Genomic DNA, 25,182 nt, shown 5'->3' with positions numbered 1-25,182 from the left:
TGATGAAATGACCTTTTCGTCAAAAACACGAAAACATTCACTAGAAACTATGCAACAAAATGAATTGGATTTATTGATTATTGGTGGAGGTATTACAGGTGTAGGAACAGCACTTGATGCAGCTACAAGAGGACTAAAAGTAGGGCTAGTCGAAATGCAAGACTTTGCAGCAGGAACCTCCAGTCGATCAACTAAATTAATTCACGGTGGTCTTCGTTATTTAAAACAATTTGAAATTAAGCTAGTGGCTGAAGTAGGGAAAGAGCGAGAAATTGTTTATGAAAATGCACCTCATGTAACAACGCCTCTTAGAATGATGCTCCCATTTTATAAAGGTGGAACCTTTAACGCTTTTACAACATCAATCGGTCTTCGTGTGTATGATAAATTGGCAGGCGTCAAAAAATCAGAACGACGGACAATGATGCGAGCAAACAAAGCGTTGAAAAAAGAACCAATATTAGCTCCAGACCAGCTCAAAGGGGCAGGAATGTATGTGGAATATCGGACAGATGATGCTCGGTTAACTATGGAAGTAGCAAAAACAGCTTCAATGTATGGAGCTCACTTAGCGAATTATGTGAAGGTGGAGTCGTTTACGTATGAAGACAATCACGTTAATGGTGTCGTTGCAAGAGACTTACAATCAGGTGATGCGATTGTGATTCATGCAAAGCATGTTGTGAACGCAACAGGCCCTTGGGTTGATACATTACGTGAGCAAGACCGTTCAAAAGAAGGAAAGACCATTCACTTAACGAAGGGCGTTCACCTTGTATTCTCAAAACGAAAGCTACCTTTAAATCAAGCACTTTATTTTGATACGCCGTATGGTGATGGGCGTATGATGTTTGCAATTCCTAGAGATGAAAAAGTGTATGTTGGAACAACCGATACAAACTACAAAGGGTCCATACATGAACCAGGTGTAACAAGAGAAGATGTAGAGTACATTATTGGAGCTGTTATGGCTCGTTTTCCTAATCATCAGGTGTCAAAAGAGGATATTGAATCGAGTTGGTCCGGATTGAGACCACTCATTCATGAGGAAGGAAAAGACCCTTCCGATATTTCTCGTAAAGACGAAATCTTTGTTTCAGACAGTGGATTAATGACGATTGCAGGAGGTAAGTTAACAGGCTACCGAAAAATGGCATCTCACATTATTGATCGCGTATGTAAATCATTAGAGGGAAGTGGAACAGACTCAGACTCCTATCCGCAATCCAAGACAAAGCACCTTGTATTAAGTGGTGGAAAAGTTGGTGGTTCGGATCAGCTTGAGCATTTCAATAATGTCCATATAGAAGCTGGTGTTCAATTAGGGTTGGATAAAGTGGTAGCAAAAAAACTGGTTGAACGATATGGTTCAAATGTGCCTCAAGTATTCGCTTATTTAGATGATTCAAGAGCGGAAATCTATCACGTGCCAAAAGATTTATGGGCTTCTTTACTGTACGCTATTCACTACGAAATGGCTCTAACACCGGTAGACTTTTTCTTGCGAAGAACCTCGGATCTTCTATTTGATATTCAAACTGTATCAACGTATAAGGGGCAAATTGTCCAAGCAATGGCGGATTTATTCAAATGGACACAAGAGGAAAAGAATGAGCACATAAATGAGTTAAATAAGCAGATTCGTCTCCTAACCCTCACGGATATCTAGTCTTAAAGGAGACTTACTGGAAAGGCATTTCTAGTAAGTCTTTTCTTAAATTGCAAAAAAATATGTAGTTTGGTATAATTCAAAGATTGTTTTAGTTGACTATTGGAGGATACAAATGGAAGCATTTCATGATTTTATAAAAAGCATTAATGGTGTTACATCATACATACTTGTTGCTGCTTTAATTAGCGTAGGTCTATATTTTACTTTTCGGTCTAATTTTGTTCAATTTCGCTTATTTTCAGAGATGTTTCGGGCTATTACTGAAAAGAAAACAAAAAAAGGGGAAGTTTCTGCTTTTCAGGCGTTCTGTATTAGTGCCGCGTCACGTGTAGGTGCTGCCAATATTTCTGGTGTGGCCTTAGCTATCGTTATGGGTGGTCCTGGAGCTATTTTTTGGATGTGGGTCATTGCTATTATTGGTATGGCGACGGGTTTTATTGAAAGTATGTTAGGACAAGTGTATAAAGTCCGGGTTGATGATCAATTCAGAGGAGGACCAGCTTATTATATTGAGCGTGCGTTAGGGAAACGTTGGTTAGGTGTCGTTTTCGCAGTTTTGATTGCTGTTACGTTTGGCTTTATATTTAATTCACTTCAGGCAAATACCATCGTTGCTGCGTTTGAAAATGCGTTTCAATTTAACCCACTTGTAGTAGGAATTATTATTTCCCTTGCAGTTGGTGTCATAATCTTTGGCGGCATTCGTTCTATTTCAGTATTTTCAGGCATTGTTGTACCGATAATGGCTGTACTGTATCTTGGGGTCGTTGGATTTGTTGTTGTGACAAATGCAGAAGCGATTCCAGCAGTGTTTTCATTAATAGTAGGAAATGCATTTGGGTTTCAGGAAGCAAGTGTAGGAATCTTTGCTGGGTTACTAGTTGGTGCTCAAAGAGGCTTATTCTCAAACGAGGCTGGAATGGGGAGTGTACCAAACGCCGCTGCAGCAGCAGATGTGTCGCACCCTGTAAAACAAGGACTTGTTCAGTCGTTGGGTGTTTTTTTCGATACGATTATTATTTGTTCGGCAACCGCTTTTGTGATTTTGTTAACGGATGTCTATTCGTTTGCCTCAGAAGGAGTGAACGGTGTGGCGTTAACACAAGAGTCGTTAAGTCTACTAGTCGGTGATTGGGCAGTTCCGTTTATTGCAATTGCAATCTTCTTCTTTTCATTTACTTCTCTCGTAGGAAATTATTACTACGGAGAAACGAATCTTGCATTCATTAAAGAAGGAACTGGTTGGCTTCAAGTCTACCGTTTAGCGGTTATGGGGATGATCATTTTTGGTTCTCTTGCTAGTATTGGACTTGTGTGGGATATGGCAGATGTCTTTATGGCGTTTACAACAGTTGTAAACTTAATTTCCATTGTGCTTATAAGTAAAATTGCGCTTGCTGTTATTAACGATTATGTAGCGCAACGAAAAGCAGGGAAAAACCCTGTATTTAAAAGCAAGAATATACCTGGTTTAAAGAATGCAGATACCTGGGATGATTAAAACAAGCGATTACGCTTGTTTTTTTTTCTGTCTTAAAATATGAACTTGTCTCATACCTTATTAAAGAGAGAAAAGGAGAGATGAGTTTTGGGTACGTTTTTCCGTGGTGTCCTTGTTTTAAGTGGAGCTGCCTTTATAGGAGAGTGTTTGGAGTTTGTTATTAATATGGTATTGGCTAGAGAATTAGGTGATGAAGCCTTTGGACTATACATGGCGATATTGCCCACAATGTTATTTGTTGTTGTGTTAGCAAGTGTAGAGTTACCTGTTGCGATATCAAAGTTAATTGCGGAAAAGGAGCCAAACTATCATTGGGGTATACTGGTACAATCATTGAAACTAGCAACCATTTGTGCGTTAACTGTGATGGTAGCAGCGCTCCTCATTTTACCACAATTAAGTGTGCTACAGCAGTATCATGTCGGTGTACAGTGGATGCTTTTTTTACTTATACCAGTCATTACGTTCTCATCCGTTGCAAAGGGCTATCTAATTGGTGCACACCAAACGTCTAAAATTGCAATCGCAAATATTTTAAAACGAACTGCTCAGCTTAGTGGATTGCTTATTGTGTTTTATATGTTTTCCTTTACGAGCGATCTTGCAATCTTTATGGCACTATTAGCATTGAAACTTAGTGAACTACTTGTTCTATTTTATTTAGTAGTTGTATTTATTCGCAAGATACATCAAACGAAAAAGGGTCACCCACAAAAGAAAGTTAGTCAAAAGGAAGTACAGAAAAAATTATTGGCTGTATCCATTCCGACAACAGGCTTACGCATCTTTCATTCCATTACGTTTGCAGTAAAGCCATTTTTAATTACAACTGCCCTTACGAATGCAGGAGTTCTTGAAAGTGTTGCCCTTGTACAGTATGGAAAACTAGCAGGAATTGCATTTACCATCGGATTCTTTCCTGCGTTTGTCGCGCACTCGCTTCTTGTAGTGCTTATACCAATCGTTGCTGATAGCTATGCAAAACGTCGCTATGATACGCTTCATTATTATCTGAGGCTGTCATTACTTGTTACTTTTGGTTATGGATTACCAGTTGTACTCGTGTTTTATTTTTTTGCTGAACCAATAACAACCCTGTTTTTTGGACCATCTCCAGCAGCAGACTACTTGAAAATTTTAATTCCTTATTTTTTATTTCAGTATTGTGCAACACCCTTACAGGCGTATTTAATTGGAATTGGACTCGTAAAAGATGCGTTTCTTCATTCATTCTATGCAACGGTCGTATCTTTCTGTTTAATGATTTCGTTAGGTTCAATGCCAAGTTTACAGATGAACGGTATTATTATTGGCATGAATATGAGTGCAGTCTTGTTGACCATTTTGCACTATATTACGATTTGCAAAAAGCTCAAGCTAAATATGTTAATGCGACCTGGTGAAAGCAAATTATTTCGATAATGAGGAAGTGCAATAGATATAAAGAAGGATAGATAATAGGTTCCCTCCAATGTCGACATTGGAGGGGTTTTTTATATTAAAGCGAGGAAATGGCACTGTCAGTTCGTGTTTCCATGCCACCGACATAAGAACCCTTTGCTTCATCTTTCCAAATGATTTGACCTCTTCCGAAAGAAATGACATCATTTGCAATGCTGATTTCGTGACCTTTTCGAGCTAAGCCTTCTGCAATATGGCGCGGGAATGTTGGTTCGAGTAACACTTTATTTCCTTCAGTCCACTGCCAGCGAGGGGAGTCTAGAGCAGCTTGAGGGTGTAGAAGAAAGTCAATTGTATTCATGACTACCTGCACATGTCCTTGTGGCTGCATAAACCCTCCCATAACGCCAAATGGCCCAATACCTTTTTCATCTTTAGAAAGGAAGCCAGGGATAATAGTGTGGTACGGACGTTTCTTCGGTGCCAGCGCATTATCGTGGTTAACATCTAAAGAAAAAGCATGCCCGCGATTTTGTAAGGAGATACCGGTGTCAGGTACAACAAGTCCTGAACCGAAGCCCATGTAATTCGATTGAATAAACGAGACCATATTGCCTTCCTCATCAGCTGTACAAAGGTACACGGTTCCACTACCGACTGGTTTACCAACGGTAGGCAATGTAGCCTGATCCTTAATTTCTGCTGCCCGTTTGGCTGCATACGTTTTATTAAGCAGTGACGCCGTAGGTACGCTCATGTGACCTTCATCGGTTATATACGCTTTTCCATCAGCGAAAGCAAGCTTAATCGCTTCAATTTGTTTGTGATACGTTTCTACGCTTTCTTTTTCGCCAATCTCTAATGCTTCGAGAATATTTAACGCAATTAGAGCAATTAAGCCTTGCCCATTAGGAGGTATCTCCCAGACATCATACCCTTTATAATTCGTGCGAATCGGTTGAACCCACTCAGGTTCGTATGCTGCTAAATCTTCTTTACGTAAATAGCCGTTATGTTTTTTAAAGAAGGCATCGATCTGATCAGCTAATTCCCCTTCGTAAAAAGCTCTTCCGTTTGTTTCACCAATTAAACGCAACGTTTTGGCATGATTGGGAGATCGCCATATTTCGCCGGGTTCAGGGGCGCGGTTATGTAACGAAAATGTATCGAACCATGCGGTAAATTCTTCAGCTGTATGTTGCTTCTTAAAGCGATTGTAGCTCATTTTCCATTGTCTTGAAATCGTGGGGGTTACCGCAAACCCTTCTTCTGCTATGTCGATGGCTGGTTGAAGTACATCTAATAATGATAGTTTACCAAATCGTTCGGAAAGACTTGCCCATGAAGCAGGTGCACCAGGAACCGTTACGGGTATGAGTCCGGTTGTCGGCATTGAATCAAACCCTCGCTGTTTCACTTCCTCAATGGTTAATGCCTCAGGTGATGGACCGCTACCGTTTAATCCATAAATAGCACCATCTAGCCAGACTATTGCAAAGGCATCGCCACCGATTCCGTTTGAGCATGGTTCCACAACGGTTAAACAAGCGGCTGTTGCAATGGCAGCATCAACTGCATTTCCCCCTTGCTTTAAAATGTCTCTGCCAACTTGAGCGGCGATTGGTTGTGATGTTGCGACCATACCTTTTTTTGCATAAATCGGCATTGTTGTGGAAGGATATGGATGGGAATGGGGATCGAATTGCATTTTATGAAACCTCCTTTTTTAGTAGTGTAACACGATCAAAAAAGGGGAAGAAGAAATTAAGATTAAAATGGCTATCATTGTTATTGACTAATTTGTATATACAAGGTATGATCAAGGCGAATAATATATTTGTATATACAAATTAGAGAAGAATAAAAGCGACGTTTTTGAAAACGTTAGCAAAGGAGGAAACAAGATGGCTGTTAACTATAAAAAGTCTGCCGAGCAGATTTTAGAGGCCATTGGTGGAGAAGCGAACATTTCTTCTGCCACTCATTGTGTAACAAGATTACGCCTTGTATTGCAAGATGAAAGTCAAGTTGATACAAAGGCGTTAGAAGAGCTTGACGTTGTGAAGGGGACATTCTCAGCAAACGGACAGTTTCAAATTATTTTAGGAAACGGCGTTGTTGATAAAGTGTATAAAGAATTAATGGCGCTTACGGGACGTGAAGAGCAGTCAAAAGACGATGTGAAAGAAGCCGCTGCTAAAAAAGGTAACCCCTTACAAAGAGCCATTAAAGTATTGGCAGATGTCTTTATCCCCATCTTGCCAGCAATTGTAACGGCTGGTTTATTAATGGGGTTAAACAACGTTTTGACTGGAACGGACATCTTTTATGACAATGCATCCATTATTGATGTTCATCCTCAATGGACTGATTTTGCGGATATCATTAACGTAATTGCCAGCACCGCCTTTACGTTCTTACCAGCGCTAATAGGGTGGTCAGCCGTAAAACGATTCGGTGGAAGCCCTTTACTCGGTATTGTGTTAGGGTTAATTCTTGTTAACCCAGCATTATTAAGCGCGTGGGATTACGGAAATGCGCGTGAAGCAGGGGAGATTCCTGTTTGGAACCTGTTTGGATTAGAAATTCAAAAGCTTGGCTACCAAGGACAAGTTTTACCAGTATTTGTCGCATCCATTATTCTTGCAAAGATTGAAGTATTCTTAAGGAAACGTATACCAGATTCATTCCATTTACTAACGGTTGCACCAATTGCTTTACTTGTTACGAGCTTTATCACTTTTATTGCTGTTGGCCCCATTACATTTGCTATTGGAAATGGCATTGCCGACGGATTTATCTGGTTATTCGATACAATCCCTGCTATTGCTGGATTCTTATATGGAATTATTTATGGACCACTCGTTATTACCGGGATGCACCATACCTTCTTAGCTGTAGACTTACAGTTAACGAGTGGAGATGCAGGTGGTACCTTCTTATGGCCAATCTTAGCGCTTTCTAATATTGCCCAAGGATCTGCTGCATTTGCTATGTATTTTGTACTGAGAAATAAGAACCTAAAAGGGTTAGCGAGTACATCCGGCCTATCAGCATGGTTAGGAATTACAGAACCAGCATTATTCGGAGTGAACCTTCGCTTCCGCTTCCCGTTTTTAGCAGCTATTATTAGCTCTGGTTTTGCGGGAATGTTTATTTCCATGCAAAATGTATTAGCCCACACAGTTGGAGTAGGTGGAGTGCCTGGAATTTTCGTTATTCAGCCTGGTAGCTGGGGAGCATTTGCGATTGGTATGGGAATCGTCATCTTATTGCCATTTATTGCAACCCTCTTATACGGGAAAATTCGAAACCCGAAAAGCCTACATGAATAGGAAAGTATTGCAAGAGTTAGAACTATAGGCATTCATAGCGTATTTTAAAAGGAAGACCTGCCTTAAGCAGGTCTTTTTTTACTTGTATATACAAGTGTGGTAAACTAAGTACGTATGATACCAATGAAAGGGTGAACTGTAATGGAATGGTGGAGAAAAAGTACGGTTTATCAAATCTATCCAAAAAGCTTTAATGACACAACAGGTAATGGTGTCGGTGATTTACAAGGGATCATTGAGAAGCTTGATTATATAAAAGAATTAGGAATTGACGTTATTTGGTTAACACCGATTTATACGTCTCCACAACAGGATAACGGCTACGATATCGCGGATTATTACACAATTCATGACGAGTATGGAACTATGGAAGATTTTGATCAGTTGTTAGAAGAAGCCCATTCACGTGGCATTAAGGTCATAATGGACTTAGTTGTAAACCATACTTCTACTGAGCACCAATGGTTTCAATCGGCGATGCAAGGTAAAGATGCAAAGTTTCGCGATTTCTATATATGGAAAGAAGCAATAGAAGGAAAAGAGCCGACAAATTGGCAATCAAAATTTGGAGGCTCTGCGTGGAAATGGAATGAAGCGACCCAAGACTATTATTTGCACTTATTTGATGTAACTCAGGCTGATTTAAATTGGGAGAATGAAACAATGCGTCAGCATGTCTATGATATGATGCACTTCTGGTTTGAAAAAGGAATTGACGGTTTCCGCTTAGATGTTATCAACTTGATTTCAAAAGACCAACGTTTTCCAAATGATGATGGTAGTGTAGCTCCTGGTGATGGACGTAAATTTTACACAGATGGACCACGTGTTCATGAGTTTATCCATGAAATGAATCAACAAGTATTGTCTAAATACGACAGCATGACAGTCGGAGAAATGTCCTCGACAACGATTGAAGACTGTATTAACTATTCAAACCCGGAGCGTCAAGAGTTATCCATGACGTTTAATTTTCACCATCTAAAAGTCGATTATCCAAACGGTGAGAAGTGGACTGTTGCTGAATTTGATTTCGAACAATTAAAATCAATTCTATCTGAATGGCAAGTACGAATGCATGAAGGTGGTGGCTGGAACGCGCTTTTCTGGTGTAATCATGATCAGCCACGGATTGTGAGTCGCTACGGTGATGATAAAAGGTTTCACCAACACTCTGCCAAAATGCTTGCTGCGACGATTCATCTTATGCAAGGTACGCCTTACATCTATCAAGGTGAAGAGTTTGGCATGACCAATCCATATTTCACCTCTATCGATGATTACAGAGACGTAGAGTCGTTGAATATGTATAAAGAATTGCTTCAAGATGGGAAAAATGAGAAGGACGTTCTAGAAATCTTACAACATAAATCCCGTGACAACTCTCGTACGCCTGTCCAGTGGAACGATGACCGTCACGCTGGATTTACGACAGGAACACCTTGGATTCATGTTGCGAACAATTACAAGCATATTAATGCTGAAAAGGCGTTAGCAGATAAAGATTCGATTTTTTATTTCTACAAAAAGCTTATTTCACTCAGGAAAGAGTACGATGTCATTACAGATGGGAATTACACTCACTTAACACGTAATCATCCAACTGTGTTTGCTTATGTAAGGGAAAATGAACAGGAGAAGCTACTCGTTATCTCAAACTTTTATCGTAGTAAATCCGTGTTCACGTGCCCTGCTTCTATGGTATCGTTAGAAGGAGAACAAGTCATACGAAATTATGATGGTGAAAAGAAGCTAACAGCATCATTAGAGTTAGAACCTTACGAAACCATTGCATTTCTGTTAAAAAAGTAGGGCGATACGTTGAAAAGTAAATTTCATTCCATTTACCAACATTTAATACGTGATATTCATGAAGGACGCTATATGCCAGGTGATACATTACCGTCGGAACATGAGCTAACGACTCAATTTGAAGCTTCGCGAGAAACCATTCGTAAAGCATTAAAACAGCTTTCTGAACATGGGTACATTCAGAAGATTCAAGGGAAGGGCTCTGTTGTATTAGATGTACAGCGACTTGATTTTCCTGTTTCAGGCGTAACAAGTTTTCAAGAGTTAAATCAAAAATTAGGTATGAATGCATCAACAGCTGTTGTCGCGTTTAATGAACTAAAAGCAACAGCAGAACAAGCTCACGCATTTCAACTGCCTGAGGAAGAGAACCTTCTAGAAATTGCGAGGGTACGAATGATTGATGGTGAGCGGATCATTCTTGATAAAGATTGGTTCCCAAAAGCACTTGTGCCAGGACTAACAGCAGATATTTGTGCTGGGAGTATTTACGCGTACATTGAGAATACGTTGGAACTGACAATTAGCTTCGCCAAAAAAGAGATTGTCGTCGACGTTGCTACCGAAGAAGATGTTGAACTTCTCGATGTTGAACCAGAAAGTCACATCGTTGTTGTGCACAGTTTAACGTATTTGGAAGATGCCACTTTACTGCAAATAACAGAATCAAGACACCGTCCAGATCGCTTCCGCTTTGTAGAGTTTGCTAGAAGGCATAAGGCGTGAGCAAATTAGTTTTCTTGTGGGTGCAGAACCTTTATACTTGTTGAAAAGAAGCAATGGAGGAGAGGTAAACATGTCTGTATTTGATTACACGGTAAAAACGAGTAATGGTGAAGATTTTCCTTTATCAAATTATGAAGGTGACGTTCTTCTTGTTGTGAATACAGCAACAAAATGCGGGTTTGCATCACAATTTGATGGCTTAGAATCTCTTCACCAAACGTATCAAAATGACGGATTACGTGTATTAGGCTTCCCAAGTAATCAATTTATGAATCAAGAGCCAACATCAGATGATGAAATGGAAAGTGTTTGTAAATTGAACTTCGGTGTGACCTTCCCTCTTTTTGCGAAAACCAATGTAAAAGGGAAAGACGCTAATCCACTTTTTAAGCACTTAAAAAGTGAAAAAAAGGGTACAATAGGCGAAGAGATTAAATGGAACTTTACGAAGTTCTTAGTTGATCGAAATGGTCAAGTTGTGAAGCGTTACGCGCCACAAACGAAGCCAAGTCAAATAGAAAACGATATTAAAGCGGAAATCGATAAAAAGCAATAGCCAAAAAACTGTGTAGCAATCGGCTACACAGTTTTTTTAGGAGGATTATTGACATTTATGGAAATCGAACGGGAGCAACAAGCGATAGCATTTCTGAAGCAATTTTATAAAGAGACGAGCCGAGTGGGAGTATCAGAACGCATTGAAGAGGTCCTTCAAGAGATAAATGTTAAGGGATCATACACGTTAACATTTGATGAGCTTACGTATGGAGCCAAATTGGCGTGGAGAAACAGCAATCGCTGTATTGGAAGACTGTTTTGGGAACGAATGCATGTATTTGATGCGAGGGATGCACGAACGAAAGGTGACGTGATTGAGGCATTAAAGCGACACATTATGTATGCTACAAATGAAGGAAAAATTATTCCTACGATTACTATTTTTCCGGAGGGCGATGTAGTACGCATCTGGAATCATCAGCTTATCCGTTATGCAGGGTATGAAAAGAAAGGGAGCGTTATTGGGGACCCCGCTTCCCTTGAATTTACACGTCTTTGTGAATCGTTGGGCTGGAAGGGGAATGGGACTGATTTTGACGTGCTTCCCCTTGTATTTTCCATTAAAGGGCAGCCACCTGTTTATTATCCAATACCAGAAGAACTTGTGAAGGAAGTGCGTTTGCATCACCCAACTTACAAATCGTTTAACGATTTAGGATTAAAGTGGTATGCGGTGCCAATTATTGCTGATATGAGGTTAGAGATCGGTGGCTTATCCTTCTTTGCTGCGCCTTTTAATGGTTGGTATATGGGGACCGAGATTGGCGCCCGTAACTTAGCTGATGATTTTCGTTACAATCGCTTAGAACAAGTAGCCGATCAATTGAACATAGAGCGAAAAAAAGAATCTTCCCTATGGCGAGATGAGGCTTTAGTTGAGTTAAATCGTGCCGTTTTACATTCGTTTCAACGAGATGGTGTCAGCATTGTTGATCATCATACTGCTGCAAAACAATTTCAACAGTTTATGAAAAACGAAGCAAAGCAGCAACGAGAAGTAACAGGAGACTGGACTTGGTTAATCCCGCCTATGTCACCGGCACAAACATCTATTTTTCATCAGACATTTCATAATGAAATCAAGTCACCGAACTTCTTTTATGAAGACGCGCCTTATCAATAGTACAGTGTGCTATACTGCATAGATAACGAATCATATGGAAAAAGGAAGATGTTCATGAGTTTAATAAGAGTTGAAGGGCTAAGTAAAACGTTCGGGGAAAAAGCGCTTTTTCACTCTATCGATTTTACAATTGAAGCTGGAGATCGAATAGGTCTATTAGGAGTAAATGGGACTGGGAAATCTACACTTCTTAAAGTTTTAGCAGGTGTGGAAGGAAAAGAAGCAGGAACTTTATTCCACGCAAATGACTTTACCATTGAATACCTATCGCAGCAACCGGAACTTCCAGATAACGAGACGGTCCTTCACTACATCTTTAAAAGTGAGTCAGAATTACTGCGAACGGTCGCTCGTTACGAAGAAGGATTAGCAAAGCTTGAACAAGATCCAACGGATGAACGATTGCAATCAAATCTAATTACGTTACAAGCCCATATGGATAAAGTGGATGGATGGGAAGCGAGTACACAGGCAAAAACAATCCTTAGTAAATTGGGTGTTTTTGATCTAACAGCACCCCTTTCTACATTATCTGGAGGACAAAAGAAACGAGTAGCAATTGCCCGCTCACTTATTCAGCCAGTTGATTTACTATTGCTTGATGAACCTACAAACCACCTTGACCATGAAACTGTTGAATGGCTTGAAGGGCACTTACATCAGTATCGAGGTGCCCTAGTTGTTATTACTCATGATCGCTATTTCTTAAATCGAGTGGCTACAATGATCTATGAATTAACAAACGGAAACCTGTATCAATATGAAGGGAACTTTGAGACATATTTAGAAAAGCGCGCCCTCCGGGAAGAACAACTTGAACAAGCAGAAGTCAAAAGACAAAATTTACTCCGACGAGAAATGGCTTGGCTTCAAAGAGGGGCAAAAGCACGAACGACGAAGCAAAAGGCGCGAATCCAGCGAGTGGAAGCCTTAAAAAATCAACAGGGTTTAAAAAGTAAAGAGCAATTAGATGTTGCAATTGGTTCACAACGTTTAGGGAAGCAAGTCATTGAATTGAAAGCAGTTAGCAAAACCCTCAATGGTAAGGCTTTGTTTTCAGACCTATCTTATCTACTTACTAACCAAGAGCGATTAGGCATCATTGGGGCTAACGGGAGTGGGAAGACAACGCTTCTCAATATTATGGCAACTCGTTTGGAACCTGATAGTGGTGCATGTATTGTTGGAGAAACAGTAAAAATTGGCTATTACACTCAGGAAGATGCTGAGCTTGATGGGAATCTGACTGTTATTGACTATATTAAACAAGTAGCTGAAGTGGTATACACCGCCAAGGGGGATCAAATTACGGCTGAGCAAATGCTTGAGCGTTTTTTATTCCCGAGAGCACAACAATGGACCTTTATTCGACGACTTTCAGGTGGTGAAAAGCGCCGTCTTTACTTGCTGCGAATATTAATGGGCGAACCGAATGTACTATTTTTAGATGAGCCAACCAACGATTTAGATGTGGAAACACTGGCGGTCTTAGAGGACTATATTGAAACCTTTCCTGGTACAGTTGTAACCGTTTCTCATGATCGCTATTTTCTTGACCGTGTCGTCGAGCAAATGCTTATTTTTGAAAATGGAACTGTTCAACGTTATCAAGGGGATTATACAGATTATCTTGAAGAGAAACGAACGGAAGTTGTTCCAAAGAAAGAAAAAGAGCCATCCGTTGAGCGGAAAAAAGTTGGTAAGAAGCTTTCCTATAAGGAACAAAGAGAATGGGACGGAATAGATGAAAAGATCGCTTCACTCGAAGAGAAGCAAGCGTCATTAGAGGAAATCATTCAAGAAGCAGGTAGTGACTACGGTAAAATCGCTGATACGATGAAGGAAAAAGAAGTTGTTGATGAGGAACTTGACCAGACACTTGAACGTTGGGCAGAGCTAGCTGAAAAAGTGGAACAGTTAAAGTAGACAACGAAATGAGATTCATATGGAACGCTAGTAACGGACAAGTTAAGGGAGAAGCTAAAAACAGCTACCTCTTTTCTACGATACGATTACTAGCGTTTTTGTGACGTTTAAAGGATAAACTTGTCACATATAAAATGACCGAAAATGATTGATTGTGATTGTTTTTGAATGTATAATGAAAAAGTCTTGTAAGCAAAGAGGTGTATGTATGTTAACTGTAGAGAGACAAGAAATGATTCTTAAGCTTGTTCAAGAACGGGAAGTAGTGAAAATTTATGAGCTTATTGAAGCTACTCGTTCTTCAGAATCAACAATACGAAGAGATTTAACTGAACTTGAACAAGGAAAGAAATTAAAGCGCATACATGGTGGTGCGACGGTACTTCAAACGATGAGAGATGAACCAACGATGGCTCAAAAATCATTCAAAAACAGTCATGAGAAAAAGCAAATTGCTAAACGAGCAGCTGAATGGGTGGAAGATGGCGATTGTATTTTTTTAGATGCTGGCAGTACGACGTATGAAATGATTCCTTATTTAAAAGGAAAGAACATAGAAGTAGTCACAAATGGTGTTATGAATATTCCAGCGTTGCTAGAGGCAGATATTCATACACATGGTCTTGGGGGGCATGTGAAAAAAGGCACGTATGCGTTTGTGGGAAGAGGTGCCATTGAAGCCATTTCAAGTTTTCGATTTAACAAAGCTTTTATTGGAACGAATGGTCTTACACTTAATGATGGATTTACCACACCAGATCCAGAAGAAGCCTATATTAAAGCAAAAGCCATTGCACATGCTCAGCAAGCGTTTGTGCTAGCCGATCACACGAAGTTTGGTGACATTACATTTTCAACATTTGCTTCTATTCAAGACGTACACATTGTAACAAGCTCATACGTTGAAGAAGAACGAAAGAAGCTCTATCAAGAATTACAGAAAAGCACGGCAGTAGAGGTGGTAAAGCTATGATTTATACGGTGACCTTAAACCCCGCAATGGATTATTATGTGTCCCTTCCAACATTACATGTTGGTCATGTGAATCGTTCAACAAACGATCGAAAAGTAGCTGGAGGGAAAGGTATCAATGTATCAAAGGTATTAAAGAGGTACGGGACTCATTCCACAGCACTCGGCTTTATTGGTGGTTTTACAGGTGACTTTATTCATGAAGCCGTTATGCAAGATGGCATCGATTCAAACTTTATCCGTATTAAAGGTGATACACGCATTAATGTAAAGATAAAGGCAGAAGAAGAATCCGAAATAAATGGTTTCTCTCCTGAAATTACGATAAGTGATAAAGCCACTCTAGAAGAGCAGTTTAAACAACTAAATAAAGGCGACATCGTTGTGTTAGCAGGTAGTATCCCCCCATCGCTACAAGCGAATTTATATGCTGAGTGGACAGAACAATTAAATGGACAAGGTGTACATGTTTTTGTTGATACAAGTGGTGAAGCGCTAAAACAGGTTATCAAAGCAAAACCAGCCTTCATTAAACCGAATCAACATGAGTTAGCGGAATTAACACAATCAGTCATTACCACCAAAGAAGATGCGATTCCTCATGCCAAAGCTCTTGTTGAACAAGGTGTTGACTATGTTCTTGTTAGTTTTGCAGGAGATGGGGCGTTACTGGCAACAAGAGATGGTATTTACAGTGCAAATGCACCAAAAGGAGAATTGATAAACTCTGTCGGTGCTGGTGATGCGACAGTTGCTGGATTTATTCATGCTCATCATGAAGGAGCAAGTGTAGAGGATGCCTTTCGATTCGGAATGGCTTCAGGAAGTGCAACCGCATTTTCCCTTGGCTTTGGTGAACTAGCGGAAGTAAAACGTTTAGAAAAAGAAATTGAAGTGAGCACCATATAAGGAGGAAGATACGAGATGAGGATCTCTGACTTACTAAAGAAAGATACCATTATACTTGACTTACAAGCGGTTTCAAAAGCAGATGTCATTGATGAATTAGTGATGAAGCTTGATGAAGCAGGGCGATTGAATAATAAAGAGGATTATAAGAAAGCTATCTTAGCAAGAGAAGATCAAAGTACGACAGGGTTAGGTGAGGGAATTGCCATTCCACATGCAAAAACAGCGGCTGTTCGAACACCTGCCATTGCCTTTGGGCGTTCAATTGCGGGGATTAATTATGATGCACTAGACGGACAACCAAGTCAGCTGTTTTTTATGATTGCTGCTTCCGAAGGTGCAAATAACGAACACTTAGCAACCCTCTCGAAGTTATCGACATTTCTGATGGATACGACTTTTCGTGATCAACTGCTGGACGCTCAATCAATTGATGACGTTATGGCGATTATTGATAGAAAAGAAGCGGAAGAAAGTGACGAGGAAGAAGAGGAAGTTCAGTCTACATCTGCTGATGATACATTTATCATCGGTGTTACTGGATGTCCTACAGGTATCGCCCATACGTATATGGCTGCTGATGCGCTAAAAAAAGAAGCACAAGAACGAGGCTTTTCTATAAAGGTAGAAACAAATGGCTCAGGTGGCGTGAAAAACCGTCTTACAAAAGAAGACATTGACCGAGCTGATGGCATCATTGTGGCGGCAGACACGAAAGTTGAGATGGATCGCTTCGATGGAAAACGCATAGTCATTGCACCAGTAGCAGATGGTGTTCGAAAGCCTGCCCAACTAATTGATCGCTCATTAGCAGGGAAAGAAGCTGTTTACTCTGCTCAAGGTGGTCAGAAAGAAGAGAGTGGAGAAAGTCATTCAAGCGGTGGTTTTGGGAAAAGTGTTTACAAGCATTTAATGAATGGTGTTTCCAATATGCTACCGTTCGTTATCGGTGGTGGAATCCTTCTTGCCATCAGCTTCTTATTTGAAGTGGATGCCCTATTAGGGGAAGATAACGTCGTCACGAATATTCTAGGCTTTATTGGTGGCGATAACGCATTTGCGCTGTTTATTCCAGTCTTAGCAGCCTTTATTGCGATGAGCATTGCAGACCGTCCCGGATTTGCGCCTGGCTTAATCGCAGGATACATGGCGTATAATGGAGACGCTGGTTTTCTAGGAGGCTTATTAGCAGGTTTTCTTGCAGGATATATGGCTTTAGGTGTAAAAAAACTACTTTCCAATATCCCGCAGTCTTTAGACGGGTTAAAAACCATTCTCTTTACGCCAGTCTTAAATATACTCTTTACCGGCTTAATTATGTATGTCCTTATTACCCCACTTGCATCTGTAAATACGGGTTTACAAAACTGGCTTGGTAATTTAGGAACAGGGAATATGGTCATTTTAGGGATTGTTCTTGGCATTATGATGGCCATTGATATGGGGGGACCCATTAATAAAGCCGCTTATACATTCGGTATTGCCATGCTTGATGCAGGGAACCTTGGTCCCCAAGCGGCTGTTATGGCAGCAGGAATGGTGCCACCGCTAGGAATAGCTATTGCGACAACGTTCTGGAAGCATAAATTTACAAAACAGCAACGTGAGTCTGGACGAACCAATTATGTACTTGGTGCATCCTTTATTACAGAAGGTGCCATTCCGTTCGCGGCAGCAGACCCGGTCCGTGTTATTTCAGCAAGTGTTATTGGTGCAGCAATTGCAGGAGGGCTGACAGGGTTGTTCCAAATTACGTTGCCAGCTCCTCACGGTGGCGTGTTCACCATGTTGCTCGTAAATGATTCAACGTTCTCCTATATGGGACTTTATGCACTCGCAATAATTATTGGTGCCATTGTGACAGGCGTTCTATATGGCATTATGAAACGACCAATTGATTAATAGGTAATCGAGCCTGCTCTATAGGAGCGGGCTTTTTTGATTTTGAACCATGTGGGTATAGAAAGAATATGGTAAGCTTTTTACAAATAAAAAATAGCTGTTAAGGTGGTGGCTGTGTGAAGCAAATGGAGACACTTAATGTATTAAACTTGGAAACAGGACAGTTTGAAGGCAAAACCATTACAATTAACGATGGAAAAGTTACAGAAATGATGGAGGCACCAATTTCTCATTTGCGAACGTATGCATTACCTGGACTGGTTGATAATCATTGTCATATACAGCCTGCATATGCACCACTTTTTACAGCTGCTGGTGTTACAAGTGTTCGGAATACAGCAGGAAATTCGCTTCATTTAAAGCCATTAAAGGATCACCAGTACGCCTCCTTTAGCCCAACCGTTTTTACTGCTGATCGAGTAATTGATGGTGTACCCGGCTTATGGGGGAAGACGAGTAGTGGCTCGTTCTCTACGCAGTCTAAACATGACGCTATAGAAGAAGTAAAGCGACAAGTTGACGTAGGCGCATCTTTTATTAAAGTCTATGGTCGATTAAAAAGAGACGTTATGGAGGCAGTGGTAAACGAAGCTGCCAAATGCAAACTTGATGTTAGCGCTGACCTATTAGCCTCTACCGATGTTGACGCACGAACAGCTGCTAAAATGGGTATTCGTTTTTTAGAACATAATTCTGGAATCATTCAGTCTCTTATTCCAAGTTGGCATAGCTTGCTTTCAGAGAAAGAAGATAGAGCGTTACTTGAGAAAGGTTTAGACGAAGATAAGCTTTCTACCTTGTGTGAAGAATTGATAACAGCAGGGGTCGTAATCGTACCAACCTTAAGTTTATTTGCACAAGGAACAAAAGAGTCTCATTGGAGCATTTCAACATCTGTTAAAACGAGCGCGTTGACAAGCTTGGAGGAGCATTGGAACTATGTACGACCATACATTCAGTCAAGTAAACAAACACGACTATTGGAAGCGAGCAAACAAATCACGACCGCCTACCATGAAAAAGGAGGCACGATATTAGCAGGAACGGATTCACCTGCAGGAGTCGATACGTACCCGGGTCAGCTTTTACATCGAGAATTGCAATTACTCGTCCAATGCGGCCTCTCTCCTTTTGAAGCGATCCAATCAGCAACATTGATTCCTAGTAAACTTTTCGGTTTGAACAGTGTCTGTAAAGTAGGGGGACAAGCTGACCTTGTTATCTTGAAAAGCAACCCGTTGAAAGATATTTCAGCAACACGACTGATCGAATGGGTTGTGAAAAACGGTATGTGGCATCGACCAGAGGCGCTTATTGCTAAAGCCGAACAAAACCAACAGAAATACAATCAAGCTTCGTATGATAAGCAAGAACAAGTTTATTATGACTATATGAATAAACAGTATCCTCATTTAATGAAATAAAGAAGGTGTTCTAAATGGAAAAACAATTGTTCTTTTCAATGAATGTGAAAACACCCTTTGAAAATGAAGAACAACTTATGTATGAGCCATTTTGGCAACTAGGCATTTTAAAAAATGAAGAAACACGTATGCAGCGTATTGAAGCGTTATTAGGTGTGAATCAACTTCAAGAGGAAAGAACGAAAGTACGAAAGCAACAGCAGCTGCAACGAGATGCCATTCAAACAGCACTAGAAGTAGGGTTTGTTACCGCATGGATTGGGCCATCTGCTGGAGAAGAGCTTGCATTTATGGAGTTAGCAGAGCGTTTAAATCATTCAGAAAGGTTAACGCTTCGACTAGTTCCTGGACCCTTACACATTCATGAACGCGCCCCAGCGCTTTTTACCGAGTTGGCGCAACAACCTCCACTTACAAAAAAAGAGTGGAGTGTGATGGTCCCATCCTTTTCTAACGTAGAACATAAACAATTAGTTGAACGAATTGATCGGTTTACACACGAAGTACGTAAGGATGGCTACTTCGATCCGGAGATTCTTGAGGCATTAAGGCAGTTTAAGGAGCCTGTCCCAATCGAAAAAGTAGTTGCAACCGTGTACGCACAGCGCCCTGAATATCCAGTAGCGTTTTATTTTCAACGAGTGAGTGAAAACATTCGAAAAGGGTATATCAAAAAAGAGCAGCAGGCCATTTATTTGCATGACGAGTTGATGTGAGGAGGAGGTGTATGGATTGTGGAATTGGTCTCCTATTCATATTGGAAACGAAACCAAATAAAAGCTATCTTTAACCGCTTTCCATCCTCAGTTGTTACCTTTCGTATGGTAAGAAACTATTATTTCGTATATTCGGTTCAGTGGTCTGAGATGGATACAATGGTTATACGAGAAGACTTAAAAGAAATGGAATGGCTTTTGAATGAGGAATTAGGTTTAGTGCATTTTTATGAAAATCGAAAACGTGCATATTGAAGAAATGAGGAGATTAGGCAAAAAAAGAAGCGCATAGCGTACAGCCTTGCACTATCATTACAGAAAAAAAACTGTAAATTTCGCAGAAAGCCGTTATCGCAGCGCTTCTTTCATGTCATATTCTAAACGTGGTTATATAGTAGCTTTTTGAAGTTTGTCGATAAACGATAAGGAACGGCCTGTTCCGATGGCCACTGATCCTAAAGGATTCGGTGCAACATGTACCGGAACAAAGATTTCATCTGAAATCCACTCTTTTAGTCCGTTTAAAAGGGCACCGCCTCCAGTAAGAAGAACTCCTTGATCAACGATATCTCCACTCAATTCAGGAGGACAATCTTCAAGTGTTGCTCGAAGTGCTTCTAATAATTGGTGCAAGAGCTCGCCCATGGCTTCTTGAATTTCGAATGAATGGAGTTCAATCGTTTTTGGTAGCCCATTTACGAGATCCCGTCCACGAATTTCCATTGTCAGCTTCTCGTGCTCAATTGGTGCATAACCGATGTCTATTTTTATTTGTTCTGCTGTTCGCTCACCAATTAAAATATTGTATGTTTTTCGTACGTATTGAATAATGGCTTCGTCAAGTTTATCTCCGCCAACGCGAACGGAATTAGAAGAGACAACCCCACCATAAGAAATAATCGCCACTTCAGTTGTGCCACCACCAATATCGACAACGACATTTGCCGTTGGCTCTTCAACAGGTAAGTCAGCGCCAATAGCGGCTGCAACAGGTTCTTCAATAATATGAACGTTCTTCGCACCACAGCTACGTACAGCATCTAAAATGGCACGTCTTTCAACGGATGTTGATCCGGTTGGTGCGCAAACAACTACATTTGGTTTGCGCATGGCAAGTCCCATATTTTTGCTTGCTTTTTTCATAATTTCTTTTAATAAGCTAGCTGTAACATCGAAATCAGCAATAACACCATCGCGTAATGGACGAACGGCAACGATATGTGAAGGGGTCTTCCCTACCATTTTCTTTGCTTCGATTCCAATCGCTAATACATCTCTTGTATCTATATTAAGTGCTACGACAGATGGTTCGTTTAAAATAATACCTTTTTCTTTACTGTAAACTAAAATGTTTGCTGTTCCTAAATCAATGCCTATTTGTGCAGTTGAAAACATAACCAATCACCACATTTCCTTCTATTTCTTTGACTACATGATAGTGTACCAACTGTGTGGAGAGAGATAAAGTGAAAAAGGATGGAAAAAACGTTTCAATTCGATTTGGAGATATAAGTCGTAATGCCTGCTTTGTTACATAAATGTAAAGAATCACCTAAATATAGGGGCTTCAAAAGGTGGGGGAGGGATTCATGTAATGGAAACAAAATAAGAAAAATGCCCTCACTGAATTGTTTTGTAACCAATGGAAACAGGATGAAGAAAATGATTCGAATACAAGGAAATTTAATGCTTGTTATGATAGGCTAATTATAAAGGAAGGATGTGATCATGTGGGTGGAATTCTATTGTTCGATGGTGTATGCAGTCTGTGTAATCATCTCGTAGACTTCGTCATGAAACGAGACAAAGAAAAATACTATCAATTTGCATCTCTCCAATCTGAAAAAGGCCAATCACTTTTAAAAGAATATCAACTTGAAGTCGATTTAAACACAATGGTGGTAATTGAGAATGATAAAGCCTACGTAAAAAGTGATGCAGTATTAAAGGTAGTACCTAAATTGACTGGGGGTTGGTTTATACTAGGGGCTGGAAAGTGGGTTCCACGTTTAATTCGACATAAGCTTTACGATGTAGTAGCTGCAAATCGTTATCGCTTATTCGGCAAGAAAACCACATGTCGTTTACCAACTGAAGAAGAGAGAAGTCGGTTTTTAACATAATTTTTGATGAAATTCGTGATTTTTCTGTTCTGTACAGATGGAAGAATTGTGCTATAATTACAAAAAGCACGAGGGGGGCATCATAGTGAAACAGACTGAATTGCAACCATATTTGAAAGAGCGATTAGAGAAAGCGAAGCTTCAATTTGAGCGTACAATCGACTGTAAGCATACAGAATTTGACGATCTCTATCCGTATATCTCAGAACAGCCTACGTTTTTTTGGTACAAACGATACGTGGCTTGGCAAGAGCTGTTAACACTTGTTGAGATGGCTTCAGATTTTGAAGTGAACTGGGAAGAGCTTTTTCTTAAAAAGCAAACGATTTATATTAAAAAACGCATTTTAGATGCTAAAGTATTGGATAATTGGTATGAACAATCGACTGCCGATTCTGCACAATAAATAAATAGATTTAAACACTACTCCTGAAATCACGCAACTTGATTTGAGGAGTTTTTTGGATCCATTTGTAGCTCAATTAAAACCTTAAAAGCTCTTTCCTTACTTCTTGGAGAGTCACGGTCAAACAAATGATTTTCTTCTTTGAACGAGTTGCTTTCTGAAAAAAAGAAAAAGTATTCTATTACACAAGTGTGATAGATGCGTAGTTTTGACTATAAATTTCTTTTATTTTCTCCCCTATATCTTCTTCTAACTCTTCACGAGTAGGCATGCTATCGTAATTTTGGATGATATGAAACGTTTGTAACGATAAGAGTAAATAGGGGTATTTGTCCCCTTTATCTAACACAAGAACGAATAGTTTTTCTTTTTCCGTACAGACAAAATTTCCAATTTCCTCCACAGAGCGTTTTCGATCCACATTAATTTCCATGATTCGCCTCCTCTTTCCTTCAGTTTAGACAGAAAATGAACGTTTTAATCAAGGAAGTACAGGCGTAGTGATGAAGATTTATAGTGTGATACACTACATGAGTAGAAGAATAATAGAACTGGTTTAGGAATGTCCTAGTAGACGTAGTTGACCAAAGTGAGGCGAAGAAAAAGTGGCAAAGCAAAAATATTATGTTGTATGGGCAGGCAAAAAGCCCGGTATATATGAAACGTGGTCAGAATGTGAAAGGCAAGTGAAAGGCTTTAAAGGAGCACGATACAAGTCATTTCCAACAAAGAACGAGGCGGAACAAGCTTTTTTAGGGAAACCAGGTCAAGGTGTAAAAAAAACAGCCAAAAAATCGTTGCAGCGAGCTGAGCAAGGTAGTGGGAACGATGTTATTTGGGATAGTATTAGCGTAGACGTTGGAAGCCACGGGAATCCAGGAAGAGTAGAATATAAAGGTGTGGATACAAAAACAGGCGAGGTCTTATTTGAGAAAGAGCCAATTCAGCTTGGAACGAATAATATGGGTGAATTTTTAGCAATTGTACATGGGCTTGCTTATTTAAAACAGAAACAACTGTCAAAACCGATTTATTCTGATTCTAAAACCGCCATTAGTTGGGTGAAGAAGAAAAAAGCAAATTCAACATTACCACGAGATGAAAAAACTGAAGAGATTTGGTCCCTCATTGATCGAGCTGAGAAATGGCTAAAGGAAAATCCAAACCATCATCAAGTATTAAAATGGGATACAGAGCGAAATGGTGAAATTAAAGCTGATTATGGTCGGAAAAGCTAAAAGTAAACGTTTTTCATTTTGGGTAAAGGGAATATGTTAAAAGAACACATAAAAGGGGATGTGACGTTTATGTATGCAACATTAAAAGGTGTTCAGCAAGAATTTGTTTTTTCAGGTGCCATGAAATCTTTTCACGCTAGAAAGCAGCAGCTAGAAAAATTAAAACAAATGCTACATCAACATGAACAAGAATTTCTTAGGGCAGTTAATAAAGATTTAAACAAGCAAGAAGCTGAAGCATTTATGATGGAGCTTGGTACGGTGCACGCTGAAATTACGCATGCGCTGGAATCATTAGAAGAATGGATGGAGCCAGTAAATGTAAAAACACCTGTTACGCATACTGGTTCTAAAAGCTATTTGGTAAATGAACCTTATGGAAGTGTATTAATTATAGCGCCTTGGAATTATCCAATTCAATTAACATTTTCTCCTTTAGTAGGAGCGCTAGCAGCTGGAAACAGTGCAGTTATTAAACCTTCCGAATTGACACCTCATACGTCAAGTGCCATTGCTGCCGCTGTGCGTGCAACTTTCGCACAAGAGATTGTTGCTGTCGTGGAGGGCGATGCGAAGACATCGGAAGCCCTTTTAAAACAGGGATTTGACTATATCTTTTTTACAGGTAGTGTGGCCGTAGGAAAAATTGTTATGAAACATGCTGCCGAACATTTAACACCTCATACCCTTGAATTAGGTGGGAAAAGCCCGGTGATTGTTGCAGAAGATGCGAAGCTTGACTTGGCGGCAAAGCGTATTGCATGGGGAAAATTTACGAATGCAGGACAAACATGTATTGCGCCTGATTATGTAATGGTTCACGAATCAGTCTACGAAGACTTTCTAAAAAAGCTTAAAAAGCATACGTACAATTTGTTTTCTCAACGAACAAAAGAAGGGACGTTCACGCAAATTGTTAATGATAAACATTTTGATCGTTTAGCAGCCTTTTTAAATGATGGGGAAATTGTATTAGGGGGACAGAGTTCAAAGGAAGACCGTTTAATAGCACCAACTCTATTAACAGATGTTGATTGGGACGCCCCTATAATGCAAGATGAGATATTTGGACCCATCTTACCTGTCTTTCCATTTAAATCAGCAACAGAAGTATTGGTAAGAGTGCGATCATTACCAAATCCTCTTGCTCTATATGTGTTTTCGGAAGAGGAGCAAACGCAAAAACTGTACACCGAACAACTCTCGTTTGGGGGCGGCTGTATCAATGATACGATTATGCATGTAGCGAATCCTTACTTACCTTTTGGTGGGAAGGGTCCAAGTGGCATTGGGGCATACCACGGATATGAGAGTTTCCGTACTTTTTCTCACCAAAAGGGCATGCTAAAACAAACAACCGCTTTTGATATGCCGTTACGCTATAAAAGCGGTAAAGTTATGAACAAAATTATTCGAAATGTTTTCAAATAGGAGCGTG

At 40.0% G+C, this 25,182-nt stretch carries 22 protein-coding genes; 19 read left to right on the top strand and 3 right to left on the bottom strand.

Annotated elements, in window-relative coordinates; genetic code table 11:
• Positions 1-7: 7 nt before the first annotated feature.
• The 3 genes from BK583_RS14840 to BK583_RS14830 all read left to right on the top strand — a co-directional run bounded on the left by BK583_RS14840 (position 8) and on the right by BK583_RS14830 (position 4,595).
• Complete coding sequence (locus tag BK583_RS14840; RefSeq protein ID WP_055735151.1) at positions 8-1,669, top strand: glycerol-3-phosphate dehydrogenase/oxidase; 1,662 nt, start codon at positions 8-10, stop codon at positions 1,667-1,669.
• A 115-nt stretch (positions 1,670-1,784) separates the two neighbouring features.
• Positions 1,785-3,173 carry an alanine/glycine:cation symporter family protein gene (locus BK583_RS14835; RefSeq protein WP_055735150.1) on the top strand — a complete coding sequence of 463 codons (1,389 nt, stop codon included), beginning with the start codon at positions 1,785-1,787 and terminating at the stop codon, positions 3,171-3,173.
• Positions 3,174-3,260: 87 nt separating this feature from the next.
• Entirely contained in the window at positions 3,261-4,595 is a 1,335-nt protein-coding gene (locus BK583_RS14830; RefSeq protein WP_038478230.1) for a polysaccharide biosynthesis protein, read from the top strand.
• A gap of 76 nt (positions 4,596-4,671) precedes the next feature.
• Here the strand turns inward: BK583_RS14830 and BK583_RS14825 are convergent, their stop codons facing one another.
• The gene (locus BK583_RS14825) at positions 4,672-6,282 is read right to left on the bottom strand and encodes a gamma-glutamyltransferase family protein (RefSeq protein WP_055735149.1); all 1,611 of its coding nucleotides are present in this window, start codon (positions 6,280-6,282) and stop codon (positions 4,672-4,674) included.
• Between the two features lie 196 nt (positions 6,283-6,478).
• Between BK583_RS14825 and treP the strand changes: the two genes are divergently transcribed.
• From treP to BK583_RS14765, 12 genes are all read left to right on the top strand, one after another.
• Positions 6,479-7,909, top strand: a complete 1,431-nt coding sequence (gene treP / locus BK583_RS14820; protein WP_055735148.1) for a PTS system trehalose-specific EIIBC component — start codon at positions 6,479-6,481, stop codon at positions 7,907-7,909.
• 141 nt (positions 7,910-8,050) lie between these two features.
• Positions 8,051-9,721 (top strand): alpha,alpha-phosphotrehalase, encoded by a 1,671-nt coding sequence (treC, locus tag BK583_RS14815; protein WP_055735147.1) that lies wholly within the window; start codon positions 8,051-8,053, stop codon positions 9,719-9,721.
• Positions 9,722-9,730: 9 nt separating this feature from the next.
• The gene (treR, locus tag BK583_RS14810) at positions 9,731-10,447 is read left to right on the top strand and encodes a trehalose operon repressor (protein ID WP_055735146.1); all 717 of its coding nucleotides are present in this window, start codon (positions 9,731-9,733) and stop codon (positions 10,445-10,447) included.
• 70 nt (positions 10,448-10,517) lie between these two features.
• The gene (locus BK583_RS14805; protein WP_038478241.1) at positions 10,518-11,003 is read left to right on the top strand and encodes a glutathione peroxidase; all 486 of its coding nucleotides are present in this window, start codon (positions 10,518-10,520) and stop codon (positions 11,001-11,003) included.
• Positions 11,004-11,060: 57 nt separating this feature from the next.
• A complete protein-coding gene (locus tag BK583_RS14800) occupies positions 11,061-12,128 on the top strand; it encodes a nitric oxide synthase oxygenase (protein ID WP_055735145.1) in 1,068 nt (355 codons plus the stop codon).
• A gap of 54 nt (positions 12,129-12,182) precedes the next feature.
• Positions 12,183-14,054 (top strand): ABC-F family ATP-binding cassette domain-containing protein, encoded by a 1,872-nt coding sequence (locus BK583_RS14795; protein WP_055735144.1) that lies wholly within the window; start codon positions 12,183-12,185, stop codon positions 14,052-14,054.
• 208 nt (positions 14,055-14,262) lie between these two features.
• Positions 14,263-15,027 carry a DeoR/GlpR family DNA-binding transcription regulator gene (locus tag BK583_RS14790; RefSeq protein ID WP_055735143.1) on the top strand — a complete coding sequence of 255 codons (765 nt, stop codon included), beginning with the start codon at positions 14,263-14,265 and terminating at the stop codon, positions 15,025-15,027.
• Entirely contained in the window at positions 15,024-15,935 is a 912-nt protein-coding gene (gene pfkB, locus BK583_RS14785; RefSeq protein ID WP_055735142.1) for a 1-phosphofructokinase, read from the top strand. Before BK583_RS14790 ends, pfkB begins: the two co-directional genes overlap by 4 nt.
• A 15-nt stretch (positions 15,936-15,950) precedes the next feature.
• Complete coding sequence (locus BK583_RS14780) at positions 15,951-17,837, top strand: PTS fructose transporter subunit IIABC (RefSeq protein ID WP_055735141.1); 1,887 nt, start codon at positions 15,951-15,953, stop codon at positions 17,835-17,837.
• 125 nt (positions 17,838-17,962) lie between these two features.
• On the top strand, positions 17,963-19,261 hold the full coding sequence (locus tag BK583_RS14775) for an amidohydrolase family protein (RefSeq protein WP_236702325.1): 1,299 nt from the start codon (positions 17,963-17,965) through the stop codon (positions 19,259-19,261).
• A 14-nt stretch (positions 19,262-19,275) separates the two neighbouring features.
• Positions 19,276-19,977 carry a hypothetical protein gene (locus BK583_RS14770; RefSeq protein WP_055735139.1) on the top strand — a complete coding sequence of 234 codons (702 nt, stop codon included), beginning with the start codon at positions 19,276-19,278 and terminating at the stop codon, positions 19,975-19,977.
• An 18-nt stretch (positions 19,978-19,995) separates the two neighbouring features.
• The gene (locus BK583_RS14765; protein ID WP_038478267.1) at positions 19,996-20,232 is read left to right on the top strand and encodes a protein YuzH; all 237 of its coding nucleotides are present in this window, start codon (positions 19,996-19,998) and stop codon (positions 20,230-20,232) included.
• Positions 20,233-20,364: 132 nt separating this feature from the next.
• Here the strand turns inward: BK583_RS14765 and mreBH are convergent, their stop codons facing one another.
• Entirely contained in the window at positions 20,365-21,372 is a 1,008-nt protein-coding gene (gene mreBH, locus BK583_RS14760) for a rod-share determining protein MreBH (RefSeq protein WP_055735184.1), read from the bottom strand.
• Positions 21,373-21,707: 335 nt separating this feature from the next.
• On the opposite strand from mreBH, the gene BK583_RS14755 reads away from it, so the two are divergent.
• Together BK583_RS14755 and BK583_RS14750 are read left to right on the top strand one after the other, a co-directional pair.
• Positions 21,708-22,100, top strand: a complete 393-nt coding sequence (locus BK583_RS14755; protein WP_201785146.1) for a thiol-disulfide oxidoreductase DCC family protein — start codon at positions 21,708-21,710, stop codon at positions 22,098-22,100.
• An 85-nt stretch (positions 22,101-22,185) separates the two neighbouring features.
• Positions 22,186-22,506: a hypothetical protein gene (locus BK583_RS14750; protein WP_038478276.1), complete on the top strand. Its 321-nt coding sequence runs from the start codon at positions 22,186-22,188 to the stop codon at positions 22,504-22,506.
• Positions 22,507-22,687: 181 nt separating this feature from the next.
• On the opposite strand, the gene BK583_RS14745 is transcribed toward BK583_RS14750, so the two are convergent.
• The gene (locus tag BK583_RS14745; protein ID WP_038478279.1) at positions 22,688-22,939 is read right to left on the bottom strand and encodes a hypothetical protein; all 252 of its coding nucleotides are present in this window, start codon (positions 22,937-22,939) and stop codon (positions 22,688-22,690) included.
• Positions 22,940-23,111: 172 nt separating this feature from the next.
• Between BK583_RS14745 and rnhA the strand changes: the two genes are divergently transcribed.
• Together rnhA and BK583_RS14735 are read left to right on the top strand one after the other, a co-directional pair.
• A complete protein-coding gene (rnhA, locus tag BK583_RS14740; protein ID WP_038478282.1) occupies positions 23,112-23,744 on the top strand; it encodes a ribonuclease H in 633 nt (210 codons plus the stop codon).
• Between the two features lie 33 nt (positions 23,745-23,777).
• Positions 23,778-25,175: an aldehyde dehydrogenase gene (locus BK583_RS14735; protein ID WP_236702321.1), complete on the top strand. Its 1,398-nt coding sequence runs from the start codon at positions 23,778-23,780 to the stop codon at positions 25,173-25,175.
• Positions 25,176-25,182 lie beyond the last annotated feature (7 nt).

The sequence above is a fragment of the Shouchella oshimensis genome (genome assembly GCF_002019765.1).
Lineage (GTDB): Bacteria > Bacillota > Bacilli > Bacillales > Bacillaceae_D > Shouchella > Shouchella oshimensis.
The sequence above is the reverse complement of the archived record's forward strand: the minus strand, read 5'-3'. Positions and strand labels throughout refer to the sequence as shown.